We start from the raw sequence: 15905 nt of genomic DNA on the forward strand, positions 1-15905 counted from the left end.
TTGCTCGCTTTAGCTCTCTAGGGTCTCGATTGCTAGCTATAAATTCTTCCAGAGTCATGAGAACATGGTGGTAAATTTATATTCCATGATATCTCATTTTTCTTCAAAATCATTTAGGATTGGTATAGTATGGCAAGGGTATTACGCAAGAACCAGTCAAATCACTGTATTCGGTTCCCCCAGGACATTGGCAAATGCTCGGATAGCCACACACATTGATGTCTGCTGTGCAAATACCCTGAGGTGGGATTGAACACTTGCCCTCAACAGGTTCTCCAGGACCGTCTGCCAAACGAATGTCTTCGATGATGCACTTGCCGACAGATGCATCATAGGAATATGCAGGCGGGCACTGGCAAAAGCTAGGATTGCCACAAGGATTGATGTCGCGAGTACAGGGCACAGCAATATCAGCCAGATTTAGTACACAAGGGCCAATGGGCTGTGCGATCGCGCCTGGTGCGCTACTTAAAAACAGTTGTGCCGCTACCAACAAAGCGCACAGGACTTTCAACGCTGGGGCGAATTTGAAGTCCATGCCGTTTTTGATAACTTTTAAGATTTTCATCACCTAACTTATCTCTAATGTTTGTTTCTGATGAAACCAAGCTGATATTACTTGGCAACGGATATTATTATCAAGTTATTATCTCCGATCAAATCAAAATAACTGACATGTTCCCCATAGAATAGGTAAAAAATAGCAGGAATATTATTAGTTTAAATAAATAACGTCAATTGCCTATAACATATTAGGCTTAGACGCCATTAAATCGAATATTTTTTTAGTTTTATTAGAAGATAAATTAGTAAGTATTTGTGATATTTTTGAATTCCAACTATCCTACTCCCTACTCCCTACTCCCTACTCCCTACTCCCTACTCCCTACTCCCTACTCCCTACTCCCTACTCCCTACTCCCTACTCCCTACTCCCTATTCCCTACTCCCTACTCCCTAATAGTTTGGCTAGATTATTTAAGTAATGGCTAATAATAAAGTCTATTATAATAAAGGATTTTACCGAGTTTTACAGAAGCATATTATACCAAATACGGCTGGTAAATCTACCATTACCGATAACTAAGCTATGGATGATGGCAGCCATGAAAAATTAATTATCAGCCAGGGAAATAAAGATATGATCAAAGCGGAGTCGGTATTCAGCAAAGATTTTGCAAAATTTTTGTTCAAGATGTTTATTGATGAAAAATATTGGGCAACAATAAGGACATGGCTCGATTTAAACCAATAAAAGGCTATCTATACCTTGTTGACTGTTGACTGTTAAACGTTAACTATTGACTGCCCCCGGGATCTTCATTTTAGGGTTAGATAGAGAGAATTATAAAGGGATAAATTCTGTCAAAATCCGAATATTTGCCGAAAATTAGGCTCCGCTGCTCTACTGCTCTGCCCCCCTCAGTCTAAATCGAAAATGAAACAGCTCTGCCGATCTTCGGGGGTAATGGGGGGAGCAACTGTTGACAGTCAACGGTTAAAACTCAACAGTGAACCAAACTATACAGGTTACATCTTCATTGGTTAACACTCAACAGTGAACCAAACTATACAGGTTACATCTTCATTAACGTCTTATTAACACGAAAAACCAATGATTCGTTACCGACAAAAGAAAATTAGCATTTTATTTGGCAGTCTCTTAATGGTTGGGGCATGGTGGTTACCGGTCCAAGCGAAACAGACCACTAATTTAATCTTAGAGAAAGCCGTTACCACTGACGATCCAACTATTCCGATTGAGGAGCTAGAGCTAATGCTCAAGCCTTTGACTAAGGATGAGCTGGATGGTGAAGCTGAGGCGTGGATGTTCTTGCTTAAAACTAAAGTTAAAGAACTTAGCGATGCTGAAATTGCTGTCAAGCGCAAAAATCGAGAGCTTCAACAAACTAAAGAAGCTGTTGATGCCCTAGAAGATGCCAAAGAGGCTCTTGAGGAAGCGACAGACACTAAGCAAAAAATAGAGACTGAGGGATCGCCGGAGGATCGCGTTAAAGCTTTAGAAGCTGCTAAAGATGCACAAGAAGCTCTCGAAAAAGCTCAGGAGTCAGTAGAAGAAGCAGTCAAAGAAGAGGAAAAGACCAAGCAAGATCAAACTTTGCAAGGGGCGATTGATAAAGCAGTTGAAGGTACTGAAACGGAGAAAGATAAAGCCAAAACCTCAAACGAGGATGTTGCTAAGGTTCAAGAGAAGATTGGAACAATTAGCAACAAAATCGTTACTGATGAACAAGAGCAGAAAAAGACTGGACAGGGAATTGACCAAGCCAAGCAAGACCTAGAAGAAGCGGTCGAGGCGAAGACCGAAGTTAAAAAGCAAGTGCTGGTCAACATGACCACACTGCGGGAGCAACGCACTGCTTTAAGCGATCGCTTTGAGGTGGTACTGGAAGAGCTGGAAACTAAAGGCGGTGATGTTGAGTTGTACGACAAATACATCGATGCCATCAGTGGGATTAAGGTAGACGTCACTGACACTGAAGGAACCTGGATTACCATCGTCGGCTGGCTCCAGTCTAAAGAAGGAGGTCTGCGCTGGGCGAATAACATTGGCAAATTTTTAGGAATTGTCGCTGGCTTTAGCATCCTCTCCCTGATTATAGGGAAAGTCCTCGAGAAATCTTTGTGGATGTTCCCGAATATGTCAGCTATGCTGCGTCAGTTCGTAGTTAGGATAACCCGCCAAGGATTATTTTTGGTGGGTCTTCTTTTAGGGATCACTGCCCTAGAGGTCAGTATTGGTCCACTGATGGCCATGATTGGAGCTGCTGGTTTTGTGGTAGCATTTGCGTTCCAAAATACCCTCGGTAACTTTGCCAATGGGTTAATGATCTTGCTCTATAAACCTTTTGACGTGGGCGATATGATTGAAGTAGCTGGGGTAAAAGGTACGGTTAAGGATGTCAACTTAGTTTGCACCACCATCAAGACTTATGAAAATAAAATCATTATCGTGCCAAACAACTCAATCTGGGGTAACGTTATTGAGAATGAAACCAGTAGCCCCGTCCGCGCTATGTTTCTCACGGTAAGGATCAGCTATAGCAATAGTATTACTCAAGCGATCCAAGTTCTTAAGGATATTGCCAACTCTCATCCTTTAGTATTAGAAGACCCTGCACCTTGGATTGACACTGGGGAATTGGCTGAATATGCTGTTAATATTTGGTTTATGGCCTATACTAAGAAAGAGGATTACTGGACAGCCTATTGTGACATCAGCCGAATTATAAAAGAAAGATTTGAAGAAGAGGGGATTGTGATCCCACTGCCTCAGCAGGAAATATACATCAGCGAAGTTATGGCTCAGCAAGACCTTCCCCGAGCAGGAAGTCATGGCCAGATAGCAAATCCAAAGCCCCATAGCTCTTTCCCCAATGGTAAGACAGCTTGAATCTGTAGACTTTTCTGTAGAATGCCTACTTTCGTATAGCAGCGGTCCAAAATCTATCTAATTAACACAACTGATCCCAAATCCGGGTGCAATACTCCAGTTTAATTAGCTTTTCATTGCCCAGAGTTTTGTAGAGACCTAGCATGCTAGGTCTCTACATTTGTGTAGCCGCAACAATTGGCTGGTCAGGGCAAGGAGGAAATCCCAACAGAGGTAGTAAACCGTCAACCTTGGCCTTTCGGCCACACGTGCGCGTTCAACCGTCAACCGTCAACAATCCTGATTGTAAGAGCAAAGAAATCTCAAGCTCGGGATCATTATATAGTAGTTGGAAATTCCTTAGAGTAGACCCAGCCAAGTCAACAAACCTTGACCAGTGAGCAACTCCAGTAACACGATACAAACTAAGGCAACCATGGCAAACCTGCCATTGATTTGCTCAGCATAGGGAGTCCAACCAAAAGCTGGTTCAGGTTGGTTAAAAGACTCCTGAGACGATTCACTAGAATTGGGTGTTTCAGAACTCATGACTGATCAGATCCTTCAGACTCCAAATTTTTTACCGATTCAATTAGCGATCGCACTTGTGATGTGCCTGCTGATGGAGAAAAGCTCAAGGGAAACTTACCTCTAACTAGCATTCGTAATCCCAGTGGTCCTAGGCTCGCCAAACCTTGGATATCTCGAAATGAGTTACCAACCACCTGCAAGCCAAACTTACGCTCATCAATCCAGCCTCCCTCTTTGACTAAATCAATTAGGACTTTGCGGTGGCGGATTGGACGACTATCATAGGTCTCAATGCCTTCAAGAATATCCTGTTTAATCTTACCGATTTGATCCATAGGAGCCACACCCATCGGGCAAACCGCATTACACATCATACAGCGGGTACAACCCCAGACTCCTTTTGTTCCTTCGTTATATTTCTCCAAACGATTTTCCGTGGTATTATCACGGGAATCTACCACCAGACGCTGTGCTTTAGCCAAGGCATGAGGACCGACAAAATCTCGATTAACTTCTTTGGCATTACACTCAGAATAACAGGCACCACACATGATACAATTACCTGCCTGAGCCAAATGCGATCGCTCTTCAGGACTCTGTAAAAATTCCCGTTCGGGAATCTTCCTAGCAGCAGTGCTGACGTAGGGATCAACAGCTTCTAAGTTATCCCAGAAGCTGCTCATCTCAACGACTAAATCCTTGATTACTGGCATATTACCCAGAGGTGCTATAGTAATCTCCGGGATTTTAGAGTCATCTGGCAGCTGTTGCTTGCCCAATTCATTGCCCACATTTTCCTTACAGGCCAAAGCCGAGCGACCATTGATTCGTATGCCACAGCTACCACAAATCGTGTTGCGACAATTTTTGCGAAAAGCTAAAGTACCATCTTGTTCCCACTTAATACGATTCAAGCATTCCAGAATCGTGTTTCCTTTCTGGACATCCAGCCTATAAGTCTGGAGTAGTGGCGCAGTGTTTTGAGTCTGTCGAATGATTTTAAAATCAACTTGCATAAAACTAAGCTCTTGAGTATTCCAACATATACAAGGATAATCGGTAAGGTTAAGGGATGATATGAGCAACAGGACTACTGTTGAGGTAAGTAGTTACTCTTGATAATTAGGCCATACTTGTTTGAGTAGTCCCTAGGGAAGCAATACCCCTCGCTAGTTGACTTCTGGTGTAAGAGTGCAATCCTATTGGTATGTTTCCTGGATTATTTTCATAGTTATCATCTTACTGCCCCTAAAGGCTTAGGCAGAGATTGTCTGATCTGTTATTATTGAAATACGTAAAGATTTAAACAAATGATCCAAAATATCTTGTCAACTGAGATAGATTTAACGATATATTTTTAATAGAGCCAAAGTTTGGCCATTAATGATCTTGACCACTCTGAAGTTTAAAGGATATCTCGTGAGATTATGCCAGAGATTTCAACTACTCCCCTAACTGGTAAAGCATTACTTCAAAAAGTAAAAGAGCTATCACACTTGCCTCGCCGAGAGACAGCCAAGCGTTGCGGCTATTACACTATAACTAAAACAGACCAGACCCGCGTCAATTTAACAGATTTTTATGATGCGGTTTTAGGAGCCAAGGGTGTTCCCCTGGATCCAGAAGGCACAAAAGATGGTCGGGGGCGTGAACCGACTTATCGTGTGAGTGTCCATAAGAATGGTCAAATTGTTATTGGTTCAACCTACACTCAGTCTATGGGATTAGAGCCTGGTGATGAGTTTGAAATTAAACTAGGCTACAAGCATATCCATCTTAAGCAGGTGGATGGCGATTCTGAAGCTGAATAGGTATCTACTCACAAAGCAAAGAAAACAGCCACTTGGTGTGTGTTCACGCTTCGCTCTCTTGGTGCGCATTCACGCTTCGCTTAAAAAAAAGCGTGGGGTCGCACTGCTTTGAAGTAATCCTTCTTACAGAAAATCCTGCGAGTTTGAAACCCCCGTCTCTAAGGGAGCGGGGATGAAAAACGACAGTTTGGGGCGAGCGACGCCTCCCCATGAAGATTCTTTGGGGACGTGAGCTTTGAAGAATTTATTGGCGACGTGATGGGTAAAGCCCCCGTGATTGATCCGGGGGATATAAGCTTGCTTGACGAATAAATTCGCAACGGATATTTTTTTATTCTGTTGTTGGTAATCCCTAAACTAGCGCTGTCCTATATAATAGGAAGTCAGACAACCAACTTGCCTGAATATAAGTAGACAACGTAAAAACCTGTTAAAAGAATGATACGTGCACCTCGGTTTCGTCTAACGATCTGGGAGTCTATGAAACGAATAAGGTAGATATTGTATTAAAGTTGATTGTCTGCCATTCTAAAAAAGGTACTGTGGGGCACACCATAACCTAGAGCTTAAATCCAAACCCTGGGGCAGATTTGGCCTCTACTTTGCTTTGTGAAAACCATGATAGGTGCGCTCTTACCATTAAGAATTAAATTCGCGTGATTGTCGCACCTGTAGAAACAAAAATCTTCTTTCTACTACCTGAGGAGTCGGTAAACCAGGCTATTATTAAGCAGCCCGATTTACTCTCTCGTTAGGCAACTTGCCATAGTAAAAAAGCAGCCACTTATGGTAGTGTAGTTGAGACCTTATAGTAATTTGATAGTAATTTGATAGCAATTTGCAAATCTCGCCAATGGCTATTCTTGATCAGGCAACTAATGGGTCGTTTGTGTCATTAATGACGTCAACTACTATTTTGAAGCTAGGAACTTTTTTCCTAGCTTGGGTAGTTTTGTGGCTGCCCCTAGCTCTCCCTATAGCTATGGTTTTAAAGTGGCGTCCAAATCAGCCTTTAGCACCAGGCCAAAAGTTACCACTACTCGCAGCACTTTACCTAATTGCTCCCCTAATTTTATGGGGAGCTTCTCAACTAGAGGGGGTGCCTTTCTCCGATTACGGATTGGATTGGAAATTAAGCGTTTTAGGGTCTTTAGGATTGGGACTAGGAGTAGGTATTTTCAGCTTAATCATAGTATTTACTGGGCAATTATCACTAGGCTGGGTGCGCTGGAATTCTGAAAATTGGCAGCGTTTGGTACCGATATTACTGCCAGTGATGTTATTAGGTCTGTGGATTGGGCTTACAGAAGAGTTAGTCTTTCGTGGCTTCTTAGTGAATCAACTAAAGCAGGACTATTCTATCGGGGTAGGAGCAGCCATCTCTAGTGGGGTTTTTGCCCTATTACACCTAGTTTGGGAACAAAAAGATACTATCCCTCAGTTACCAGGATTATGGCTAATGGGAATGGTATTAGTCCTAGCCCGTTGGGTGGATGGAGGCAGTCTGGGTTTAGCATGGGGACTACATGCTGGTTGGATTTGGGGTTTAACTTGCTTGGACTCAGCTGAATTAATTGCTTACACAGGCAGTGGACCAATATGGATAACGGGTTTGGGAGGAAAACCGTTAGCTGGGATAGTTGGTCTTCTTTGTTTATTGGGAGTTGGGGCTTTATTATTACTGATGTTGCCGAATCAGCTGGTCAACATTTGGTGACATCCCCTCAATTAACCTAGGGGAGCCCATGTATCCTCATAAGGGTAGGTTTTTAACAAAGACGTGAGGTGTGGGGTGTGGGGTGTGGGGTGTGGGGTGTGGGGGATAAGAAAGCGATGCAGCGCGGTCTTGGGGGAAACCCCCTGTTCCGAAGCTGCATCGCTAAAAATCATCATTGTCTTGATGCAAAGCGCGAGTGGGGGAAACCCCCTGTTCCGAAGCTGCACCGCTTTTTCGTTGTTTTCCTTTTCTTCTCCCTCTGGGTCGCCCCATGTTTGACCCTAATGAAAAAAACCTACCCCTGTGAGGCCCATGTATCCCGGCGCTAACAAGATCGGATATAGCGCGGGTCTTATCGCTGCCCCAGACCCCCTCGATTAGATAAAAATTTAAGCTGTTTTAAATTGGCTTTAAACCTCTCAACAGACTCCTATATCCGGCAGGCTGTCTTAGCAACTAATGACCAAAAAAAATACCGCCAGCTCATGTTAAACCAGCGATTATCCTATTGAAACAAGAGGCAAATTACTCACAACCATATCAGAGATTATGGTCGGATCTACCATTGACATCATCACGGGTTAAAACCGCATGAATTATTAGGTGCGCTTAACCCATTAAGCATAAAATTGACTACGGGTTGCACCTGTGGCTAGCCCACAACAAAAGGCATAAAACCCTATTGGCTTTAAGCCTTTCAAGGATTTTTTAGGTTTCAAAACCTTGTTATAATGGAAACCTATCACCAACTAAATCAGGAAATTATAGTTGGTGATAAATTACAGGTTCCTGTTAATCAGAGAAATCGGTCAACCTTACATGGAAGAACCAACTCCCACATAGGCACCATAGAAGAAAAGACCAACCACTACGAGGACACCAGTACCAGCGATAGTGGCAACTATCCATAAAGGAATTCTTCCCCCTCCAGACACAGCTTATACCTCCAATTTTAAATCAAGTTTTTTTTCTTACATGTAGTTAACGATAGAAGGCTTAATAACTAGTAATTTCGTTGAAAAGCCTCCCTCGTGGCTTAGATTTTGCGCAACTCCTATCAGGAGTAATCTTTGCCGGACTTCTTCCTGCTTCCGCGAACGGCAGCGATGCAGCAAGGGAACAGGGGGTTTCCCCCATGAGCGACTGCATCAAGACAATGTTGTAAAGGCTTGTTGAGCTAGCAGCACTTTTCCCTTAACTTAACTACTAGTGACAGGGCTACGAAATAGCGTTCATTCGTAGGTGCCATAACCTAAACAACTTAGGAAAAATGTCTATCGCGGTGCATCTTAGCTAGGAAATTAGCGATTAACCGGAAATTACCAGGGAATTAACTAAGAGTCTTTTCCAGTTTACATCCGAGCCGTCTCCAAGATGGGGATTTAGGCGAATCTGTTAAATCAGTTAATTAAAGAAATAACTGGAAAACAGAATACCAAGCACAAAAATCAGTAATAGACCTAAGTAAAGAGACGTCCGATTGAGTTCAACCGGCTGTCTATTGGGATTGGAATTCCGCTCCATAATTGCTTCTCCTATCGTTGAATAAATTGCATGGCTGCGATCGCGCCTAAGAAAAAGACTGAAGGAACGGCTAGGGTATGAACCGCTAACCATCTAACCGTGAAAATCGGATACGAAACTGGTTGATTGGGATTACTGCTAGTCATGATTGTCTGCCTTTATCTAAAAAACCTTATGGAGCAAATTCTTCAACTTGCTGTTTAGCATTGTAGCGGTCGGAAACGATTGGTAGTTCCATCCGCTCTTGAGTAAAGTATTCATTAGGACGGGGTGTGCCAAACGCATCGTAAGCCAGACCAGTGCTCACAAAAAGCCAACCAGCGATAAATAGGGCTGGGATAGTAACACTGTGAATCACCCAGTAACGAACGCTGGTAATAATGTCACCAAACGGACGTTCTCCAGTTGTACCTGCCATCGTAGATTCCTCCTACCAACAACCGTTTAAAATTCCATAACTATAATAGTTCTAAGTGCCGTTTTTTTCTACATCTTGGATGTTGAAAGATAAAACGAAACTGACTGGCATCGATCATAGGGATTTCCAAGCCCTAAGCTTCCTGGCTAGGCAGCTCATACTTGAGTAAAATCCCTTTCTGACCAATGACAAACCCCTGTTCTGGTGTTACAAAGACTATTTTGTAAAAATTCGAGGGAACATCCCTAAGATCCCGGTCTTTTTGCCAGGTTTTTCCACCATCAAAGCTACAAAGCAAATTACCGCTGCCACCTGCTACCCAAATTTCATTGGGTGTGCGATAGGCTAAGTCAAGTAATCCCAAGCTGTTGGAAAAATCTGGATAAATTGGTTCTTCCCACTCTTCTAGGTTTTCGGCAGTGCTAAATTGTACCTGACCACCCCGGGCCAAAATCCACAGACGACCATCGGGGGTAAACCCCATATTCTGGAGACGCTTGGAACTGTAACGATTATGCTGTAACCAAGCACTCTGACCTGGATCCCAAGTGGAGTAAAAGTTCCCTCTAGCAGACACAGCAACGTAACTACCATCTTCAGAGCGGGAAATATTACGGGTGACTCCGACCGCTTGTGCTACCTGTGCCTTCCAGGTTTTACCAGCATCCTTAGTCTGATAAATTGCGCCAACATCAGTGGTCATCTCTGCTGAGTTGGGTCCGAGAGCCAGGATTCTGTTGGGTGAACCTGGTAACTTTTCACTTAAGAGAATGCGAGACCAAGATTCACCCCCATCATTAGTATGAAGCATGATCGAGGGTTGACCAACAATCCACCCCTCATCACCAGCAAAGCTTACAGAGGAGAAGCGATAATTTTCATCTCCTAGATCCAAGCCTTTCTGTTGCCATGTATTACCCCCATCCTTAGTCTCAAAAATTGTGGCATAGCTACCCACAATCCATCCATGACTAAGATCCCCGGTAAAGCCAAGGTCTTGCATGGTCGCTTCTGTAGGTAAGGAAATAACCGCCCAAGGATTATAGCTTATGGATGAAGGAAATTTGCAGCTGACACAAATTAATGCCACCGCCAGTAATATTAAAATTTGTTTCAGCGTTTTCATCAAATATCTCATTATTTCCAGAACTTCTTGAGTATGGCAGCGTTCTCCGTAGGTTTTCAGACCCCACCAAGGGCGATGGCTTCTAGATCTAAGCTTTGGTGATGCCAGCAGTTGCTCACGTTCACGCATACAAGCCAACTGCCCTGATTTCAGTTCAAACCGTAAAGGCTCAGAAAAAACAAAAAGCCTAATCCTAAAGCGGCAAAAATTAAAAGGTTCTTTTGTGCTGGTGTCATGCGGTTAACACCGAAGCCATAGGTAAGATTCTCCTGAAATCCAGACGGGGCATTAACAGCACCAATATTAATAAACTGAATTTTCGGAGCGCTGCACACTGGACAGCGCCAATCATCTGGCAAATCCTTATATAATGTCCCTCCTGGAACATTGCGATTACTATCTCCCTTGGTCGGATCGTAAACATAGCCACAAGCACGGCATTCATAGCTGCTGGGTGCCTGTTCAGCTAGGGTTTGCTCTGGGGCTCGTTCAGTCATTCCTCTGTAAGCTTAAGCAGCAAATCTTAATAACTATGTTAAAAAATATTATCACACACTAAGTGTCAGATTTTCTTAACTTTCGATTTAAGCTCAGGAGTTTCTCCGAGATGCCTGACCCGATTTTTGATCAACCCTTGAAAGAGTAGGGTCTTCTAGGGAGAGGGAGTACAATCAACTACGAGCAACCTTGAAGTCTATGGTAGTCATTGGCTTTTGAGAACCAACCACTGACCCCTGAGGACCGTTCAAAAGGGCAGACCACCTATAATAAAGTTTGTAAAGAAGTACTAACGCCAGTTTTTACCTGGCACTGACCAATTGTGTTTGTTCTTAGCGGTTACGAGTATCTCTTAGGCTTCATACTAGCTTGCAGCTTAGTTCCCTTACTAGCCCTGTCGGCTTCCAAGCTTTTGCGACCTAGCCATCGGGAGCCAGAGCGGCGCACCACCTATGAATCTGGTATGGAACCAGTGGGGGGTGCTTGGATTCAGTTCAACATTCGTTACTATATGTTCGCCCTGGTGTTCGTGATTTTCGATGTTGAAACTGTATTCCTCTATCCCTGGGCTGTCGCCTTCAATCGCCTGGGATTACTGGCATTTGTGGAAGCCCTAATTTTTATTGCAATTCTTGTGGTTGCTCTGGTTTACGCTTGGCGCAAAGGAGCCTTGGAATGGTCATGAAATCTAATGTTACAAAAGATAGTGCTGCTATAGAACAGCAGCAAACAAACAAAATTCTTAACCCGATTGAGCGAACCCAAATCACTCAAGACCTATCGGAAAATGTAATCTTAACTACAGTAGACGACCTTTACAACTGGGCGCGGCTTTCCAGCCTCTGGCCGATGTTGTATGGTACCGCTTGTTGCTTCATTGAATTTGCGGCAATGATTGGGTCGCGGTTTGACTTTGACCGTTTTGGTTTGGTTCCTCGTTCTAGCCCCAGACAAGCGGATTTAATTATCACAGCGGGTACCATAACCATGAAAATGGGACCAGCACTGGTTCGTCTTTATGAGCAGATGCCAGAGCCGAAGTACGTGATTGCCATGGGAGCTTGTACTATCACTGGCGGCATGTTTAGCGTTGATTCTCCAACAGCAGTGCGTGGTGTGGATAAATTGATTCCAGTGGATGTCTATATACCTGGGTGTCCCCCTCGTCCAGAAGCAATCATGGATGCTATTGTCAAGCTTCGCAAAAAGGTGGCTAACGAGTCGATTCAGGAGCGTGGTCAGCTCAAGCAAACCCACCGTTACTACAGCACCACTCACAACATGAAAGTGGTACCAGAGATTTTGACCGGTAAGTACCTGCAATCTGACGAGCGCTATACTCCCCCCAAAGAGTTGACCGAGGGGATGGGAATGGCAGTACCACCAGCACTCAAATCCTATCAAAAGCAGGAGGTAGAGCGTGGCTGAAGAGTCAAAACCCGTAGAGCAAACCACACAATCCTCTGAGATAGTTGAAGCGGGAAAAGTCTCGGGATGGCTCAAGGAAAACGGTTTTGAGCATGAGTTCATGGAGTTGGATCACCTAGGCGTTGAGGTACTCAAAGTTGAAGCAGATGTCTTGCTTCCCATTGCTACTGCTCTGTATGCCTATGGGTTTAACTACCTCCAATGTCAAGGAGGCTATGATTTTGGTCCTGGGGCAGACTTGGTGAGCTTTTACCACTTGATTAAAGTGAGTGATAATACTGATCAGCCTGAGGAAGTGCGTGTAAAAGTATTCCTACCGCGAGATAATCCTAAGGTTCCCTCGGTGTACTGGATTTGGAAAGCTGCTGATTGGCAGGAGCGGGAAACCTACGATATGTTCGGTATAGTTTTTGAAGGGCACCCTAACCTGAAGCGGATTTTGATGCCAGAAGATTGGGTGGGTTGGCCTTTGCGGAAGGATTATATATCACCGGACTTCTACGAATTACAGGATGCTTATTGATTAGCTGTCCGGCAAAATTCATCCCACACCTAATGCGCAGCATAGGTGTGGGATGAATTTTGCACAGAGTATGTATGGAATTGCTATAATATATCTACTGATAAACAAAGCCGTTCACGTAGCGTGGCCTACGGCCTTAAATGCTGGTTTGTCAGCTATTTACTAGGGAAAAAATCGAATTTTTGTATTGTTCCGGCACGGAGGGGCATCCCGGAGACGAAACCTTAGAATAGTGGAGCCTTAATCATAAAGTTTTAACCAAAGGTGCGCTTTCCGTTGGCGAATTAAATTCGCCACGGGTCGCACCTCTTTTATGCATAGCCTGCTAACCATTTTGGCTCCACTATTCTTGCGGTAACTTCTGACCGTGTCGTTAATAAAGCTCGCCGTTCGCGTAGCGTGGCCAAAGGCCTTGTATCCGTTTGCGCAGCGTCGGCGAAAGCCGATACCGTTGGGTGGAGTTGGCAAGAAGCCTAAACTGACTCTTTGAGTTCAGTGTAGGAGTATGTCACTTATGGGTTTGTGATCGTTTCCGATACTTTTTAGCTACCAAAGTCTACCAAGATAGACGTTGGTCCGCCAATGCAAGATGCTTTAACATCCAGGGGGTATCTCCGCGCTTCTCTGACGGAATATCCCGCGAGCGCCATAAAAATGTCAACAAAGTTGGTTCCACCGGGATAGAGAGCGCAACTATTAAACCCTTGGTTTTCGGCTTTAATTTAAGTTACATAATAATCCCTGTCGGTGTTCCCCTAACTTAAGTTTAACAAATAATAAGAGTTTTTGGTAGACTCTGCGACATTTTCTTGTGCTGTTCACTAACATCCCTTAAGTATACCAAATAGTTTGAGATATTGATAGACTATGTGACACTTTTTATAACTGTATACAAACCCTGATGCGATCGCAAACTCAACATCGCACTTTCCTCACTCCCTAAGAGGGCTGATGGGTTATAGTCAAATCAACTTACTTAGGATTCTCGATGACCTGATCAGCTTTTAGCTTCCAGGAAAAAAAGCCCCAAATCTGCAAGCGTGATCGACCACCCATGGCCTACCGCCAAGTGTGAGTGTGGGATTTTTGCACAAAGTCTTTGACACAAAACCGGCAAGATGCCTTATATTATATTGACTGACAAGCAAGGTCGAAAATGCTGCTTGTTGGTGAAATGCTTCACGTATTTGGATGCATCAGTTACCTTAAATCTTTGTCGTTGCTCGTAACTTTGCTCTAAATATCTTTCATTCTGATTACTTTTCAAATATAGCTTAGGCACAAAGATGGTGCCAGTTTTGAATAGATAAACAAAGAGCGCATTTTCCACCATGAAATAGCCCTGGTTAGATATACTTATGCATTGGTTAAATGAGCTAGGTTTTTATTTTTGTCTGATCAGGTACAAGAGCTGAGTATACTTAGATACTGCACCAAGTTAAAATTTTACCTGTAAAACTAGGGAACAGGGAACGGGAAACAGGTAAAAGTGATAATATTTGACTATTTAAGTACTGAAATTGATTGTTATCACTGCCGTTATTAAGTTTTTTGTAGTTGTGCAATATTTCATTATATAGTGTTTTGGTAATTCAATAAACACTATATAATTTGGAAAATCCCTTGTCAACAAGCACAATAAGCCATGGTTAATTAAGAAATATTACCGATTACCTAACAAGATCAAAGATTTATTTATTCTAAATTGCTGTCCGCCTCAGGAGAATAGTATATTAATCCAGGTGAATAAAATTAATGTACTGCTTGGATTTAAGAGATGGTTTATACATCAGACCAACCGCAACAAAGCTTAAGTACTCAAACAGCGCGTAATTTAGCGACGACGACTAAAACAGCGCCCCAAATGCGGGGGAAGACCCCACGTTTACTCCTCAAGCTTCTACCTTGGGTTGAGGTTTCTGGTGGTACTTACCGGGTGAACCGCCGAGATATCAGAGTTACAGAAGAGATGCCCACGAACGATGATGGGGAAAAGAACATTGAAATATTAAGTGGTCACGAAGGCGAACCCACCATAACCCAAACCTTTGTTGACTACGATGATGCACCTCCGGAGTATCCCCTGAGTATTGTCCAGACAATCTTGAAGGTTCATACCCGAGTCGGTGATCTCTACAGCAATGCCACGGATCAGGTGCGAGAGCAGTTGCGCCTCACCGTTGAAGGATTGATGGAACGTAAGGAAAAGGACATTATTAACCATGATGGTGATGGTGATCCCGACAAAGCCTATGGCTTACTCCATGCCGCAGATCCATCTATGCGCATCTCCACTCGTACTGGGCCACCCACACCGGATGACTTTGATGAACTATTGGCAAAGGTCTGGAAACAGCCAGCATTTTTCTTAGCTCACCCCCAAGCGATCGCTGCCTTTGGTCGAGAATGTACGCTTCGGGGTGTTCCTCCTGCAACCGTTCAACTATTTGGTTCACCCTATATCACCTGGCGAGGGGTTCCGGTAGTTCCCAGTAATAAGTTGAAGGTAAACGAGGGCAAAACCAATATTCTGCTGATGCGAGTTGGCGAAGCCGCCCAAGGGGTGGTGGGTCTACACAAAACTGGCGTGTCTGGAGAACAAGTGCCGGGCGTGTCCGTGCGCTTAATGGGGATCAATGACCAGGGGATTGCCACTTACCTGATTACTACCTATTTTTCCGTAGCCTGCCTTGTGCCCGACGCCCTGGGCGTTCTGGAGAACGTAGATATTACGACCTACCATAATTATGACTGAACAACAAGGTTTAAATCTTTCCCCATCGCCTCAGAACAGTCAACCCCTTGAAAGTTCTTTCGGAGGGGATCTATCCGATCCCCAAATGTTAGATCAAATATTGAATCAGCTCTTGGCCCAGCTACCCGAACCGCTAACCTCACCACAGGCAATGGCTGGCATGATACCACAGATGTTGACT

The 15905-nt window shown here is 43.8% G+C and carries 21 protein-coding genes; 9 read left to right on the plus strand and 12 right to left on the minus strand.

Annotated features, from left to right (window positions below; genetic code table 11):
• Positions 1–109: 109 nt before the first annotated feature.
• Positions 110–568, minus strand: coding sequence for a hypothetical protein (locus F6K46_RS18750; RefSeq protein ID WP_293069112.1), 459 nt, complete (start codon positions 566–568; stop codon positions 110–112).
• A gap of 260 nt (positions 569–828) precedes the next feature.
• On the opposite strand from F6K46_RS18750, the gene F6K46_RS18755 reads away from it, so the two are divergent.
• From F6K46_RS18755 to F6K46_RS18765, 3 genes are all read left to right on the plus strand, one after another.
• Complete coding sequence (locus tag F6K46_RS18755) at positions 829–960, plus strand: hypothetical protein (protein ID WP_293117236.1); 132 nt, start codon at positions 829–831, stop codon at positions 958–960.
• Positions 961–1089: 129 nt separating this feature from the next.
• Positions 1090–1254 carry a hypothetical protein gene (locus tag F6K46_RS18760; RefSeq protein WP_293026145.1) on the plus strand — a complete coding sequence of 55 codons (165 nt, stop codon included), beginning with the start codon at positions 1090–1092 and terminating at the stop codon, positions 1252–1254.
• Between the two features lie 360 nt (positions 1255–1614).
• Positions 1615–3414 carry a mechanosensitive ion channel domain-containing protein gene (locus F6K46_RS18765; protein WP_293067856.1) on the plus strand — a complete coding sequence of 600 codons (1800 nt, stop codon included), beginning with the start codon at positions 1615–1617 and terminating at the stop codon, positions 3412–3414.
• 339 nt (positions 3415–3753) lie between these two features.
• On the opposite strand, the gene F6K46_RS18770 is transcribed toward F6K46_RS18765, so the two are convergent.
• Together F6K46_RS18770 and F6K46_RS18775 are read right to left on the minus strand one after the other, a co-directional pair.
• The gene (locus F6K46_RS18770; RefSeq protein WP_071103444.1) at positions 3754–3942 is read right to left on the minus strand and encodes a chlorophyll a/b-binding protein; all 189 of its coding nucleotides are present in this window, start codon (positions 3940–3942) and stop codon (positions 3754–3756) included.
• Positions 3939–4940, minus strand: coding sequence for a succinate dehydrogenase/fumarate reductase iron-sulfur subunit (locus F6K46_RS18775; RefSeq protein ID WP_293045253.1), 1002 nt, complete (start codon positions 4938–4940; stop codon positions 3939–3941). Before F6K46_RS18775 ends, F6K46_RS18770 begins: the two co-directional genes overlap by 4 nt.
• A 411-nt stretch (positions 4941–5351) precedes the next feature.
• Between F6K46_RS18775 and F6K46_RS18780 the strand changes: the two genes are divergently transcribed.
• Complete coding sequence (locus F6K46_RS18780; RefSeq protein ID WP_075897544.1) at positions 5352–5735, plus strand: AbrB family transcriptional regulator; 384 nt, start codon at positions 5352–5354, stop codon at positions 5733–5735.
• An 898-nt stretch (positions 5736–6633) separates the two neighbouring features.
• Positions 6634–7452, plus strand: coding sequence for a CPBP family intramembrane glutamic endopeptidase (locus F6K46_RS18785; RefSeq protein ID WP_366510873.1), 819 nt, complete (start codon positions 6634–6636; stop codon positions 7450–7452).
• 11 nt (positions 7453–7463) lie between these two features.
• Here F6K46_RS18785 and F6K46_RS18790 read toward each other — a convergent pair whose 3' ends face one another.
• From F6K46_RS18790 to F6K46_RS18825, 8 genes are all read right to left on the minus strand, one after another.
• Positions 7464–7628 carry a hypothetical protein gene (locus tag F6K46_RS18790; RefSeq protein WP_293117239.1) on the minus strand — a complete coding sequence of 55 codons (165 nt, stop codon included), beginning with the start codon at positions 7626–7628 and terminating at the stop codon, positions 7464–7466.
• Positions 7629–8267: 639 nt separating this feature from the next.
• Positions 8268–8387, minus strand: coding sequence for a photosystem II reaction center protein J (locus F6K46_RS18795; RefSeq protein WP_071986820.1), 120 nt, complete (start codon positions 8385–8387; stop codon positions 8268–8270).
• Between the two features lie 61 nt (positions 8388–8448).
• Positions 8449–8601, minus strand: coding sequence for a hypothetical protein (locus tag F6K46_RS18800; RefSeq protein ID WP_293060621.1), 153 nt, complete (start codon positions 8599–8601; stop codon positions 8449–8451).
• Between the two features lie 255 nt (positions 8602–8856).
• The gene (locus F6K46_RS18805) at positions 8857–8976 is read right to left on the minus strand and encodes a photosystem II reaction center protein L (protein WP_071986819.1); all 120 of its coding nucleotides are present in this window, start codon (positions 8974–8976) and stop codon (positions 8857–8859) included.
• 11 nt (positions 8977–8987) lie between these two features.
• Positions 8988–9122 carry a cytochrome b559 subunit beta gene (gene psbF / locus F6K46_RS18810; RefSeq protein WP_075897540.1) on the minus strand — a complete coding sequence of 45 codons (135 nt, stop codon included), beginning with the start codon at positions 9120–9122 and terminating at the stop codon, positions 8988–8990.
• Between the two features lie 26 nt (positions 9123–9148).
• Positions 9149–9394 carry a cytochrome b559 subunit alpha gene (gene psbE, locus F6K46_RS18815; protein WP_070391736.1) on the minus strand — a complete coding sequence of 82 codons (246 nt, stop codon included), beginning with the start codon at positions 9392–9394 and terminating at the stop codon, positions 9149–9151.
• Positions 9395–9527: 133 nt separating this feature from the next.
• On the minus strand, positions 9528–10532 hold the full coding sequence (locus tag F6K46_RS18820; protein ID WP_075905841.1) for a photosynthesis system II assembly factor Ycf48: 1005 nt from the start codon (positions 10530–10532) through the stop codon (positions 9528–9530).
• Between the two features lie 137 nt (positions 10533–10669).
• Entirely contained in the window at positions 10670–11017 is a 348-nt protein-coding gene (locus F6K46_RS18825) for a rubredoxin (RefSeq protein ID WP_293026129.1), read from the minus strand.
• Positions 11018–11340: 323 nt separating this feature from the next.
• On the opposite strand from F6K46_RS18825, the gene ndhC reads away from it, so the two are divergent.
• Genes ndhC through F6K46_RS18840 form a run of 3 tightly spaced genes read left to right on the plus strand, consistent with a single transcriptional unit; the run spans position 11341 to position 12969 of the window.
• Positions 11341–11703, plus strand: a complete 363-nt coding sequence (gene ndhC / locus F6K46_RS18830; RefSeq protein WP_070391734.1) for a photosynthetic/respiratory NAD(P)H-quinone oxidoreductase subunit C — start codon at positions 11341–11343, stop codon at positions 11701–11703.
• Positions 11700–12446 carry a photosynthetic/respiratory NAD(P)H-quinone oxidoreductase subunit K gene (gene ndhK, locus F6K46_RS18835; protein WP_070391733.1) on the plus strand — a complete coding sequence of 249 codons (747 nt, stop codon included), beginning with the start codon at positions 11700–11702 and terminating at the stop codon, positions 12444–12446. Before ndhC ends, ndhK begins: the two co-directional genes overlap by 4 nt.
• Positions 12439–12969 (plus strand): NAD(P)H-quinone oxidoreductase subunit J, encoded by a 531-nt coding sequence (locus tag F6K46_RS18840; protein WP_293026125.1) that lies wholly within the window; start codon positions 12439–12441, stop codon positions 12967–12969. Before ndhK ends, F6K46_RS18840 begins: the two co-directional genes overlap by 8 nt.
• Before the next feature lie 240 nt (positions 12970–13209).
• Here the strand turns inward: F6K46_RS18840 and F6K46_RS18845 are convergent, their stop codons facing one another.
• On the minus strand, positions 13210–13437 hold the full coding sequence (locus F6K46_RS18845) for a hypothetical protein (RefSeq protein ID WP_293060624.1): 228 nt from the start codon (positions 13435–13437) through the stop codon (positions 13210–13212).
• A gap of 1309 nt (positions 13438–14746) precedes the next feature.
• Between F6K46_RS18845 and F6K46_RS18850 the strand changes: the two genes are divergently transcribed.
• Positions 14747–15724 carry a family 2A encapsulin nanocompartment shell protein gene (locus F6K46_RS18850; protein ID WP_293060626.1) on the plus strand — a complete coding sequence of 326 codons (978 nt, stop codon included), beginning with the start codon at positions 14747–14749 and terminating at the stop codon, positions 15722–15724.
• The last annotated feature ends 181 nt before the right edge of the window (positions 15725–15905 follow it).

The sequence above is a fragment of the Moorena sp. SIO3E8 genome, from assembly GCF_010692445.1.
Classification (GTDB): domain Bacteria; phylum Cyanobacteriota; class Cyanobacteriia; order Cyanobacteriales; family Coleofasciculaceae; genus Moorena; species Moorena bouillonii.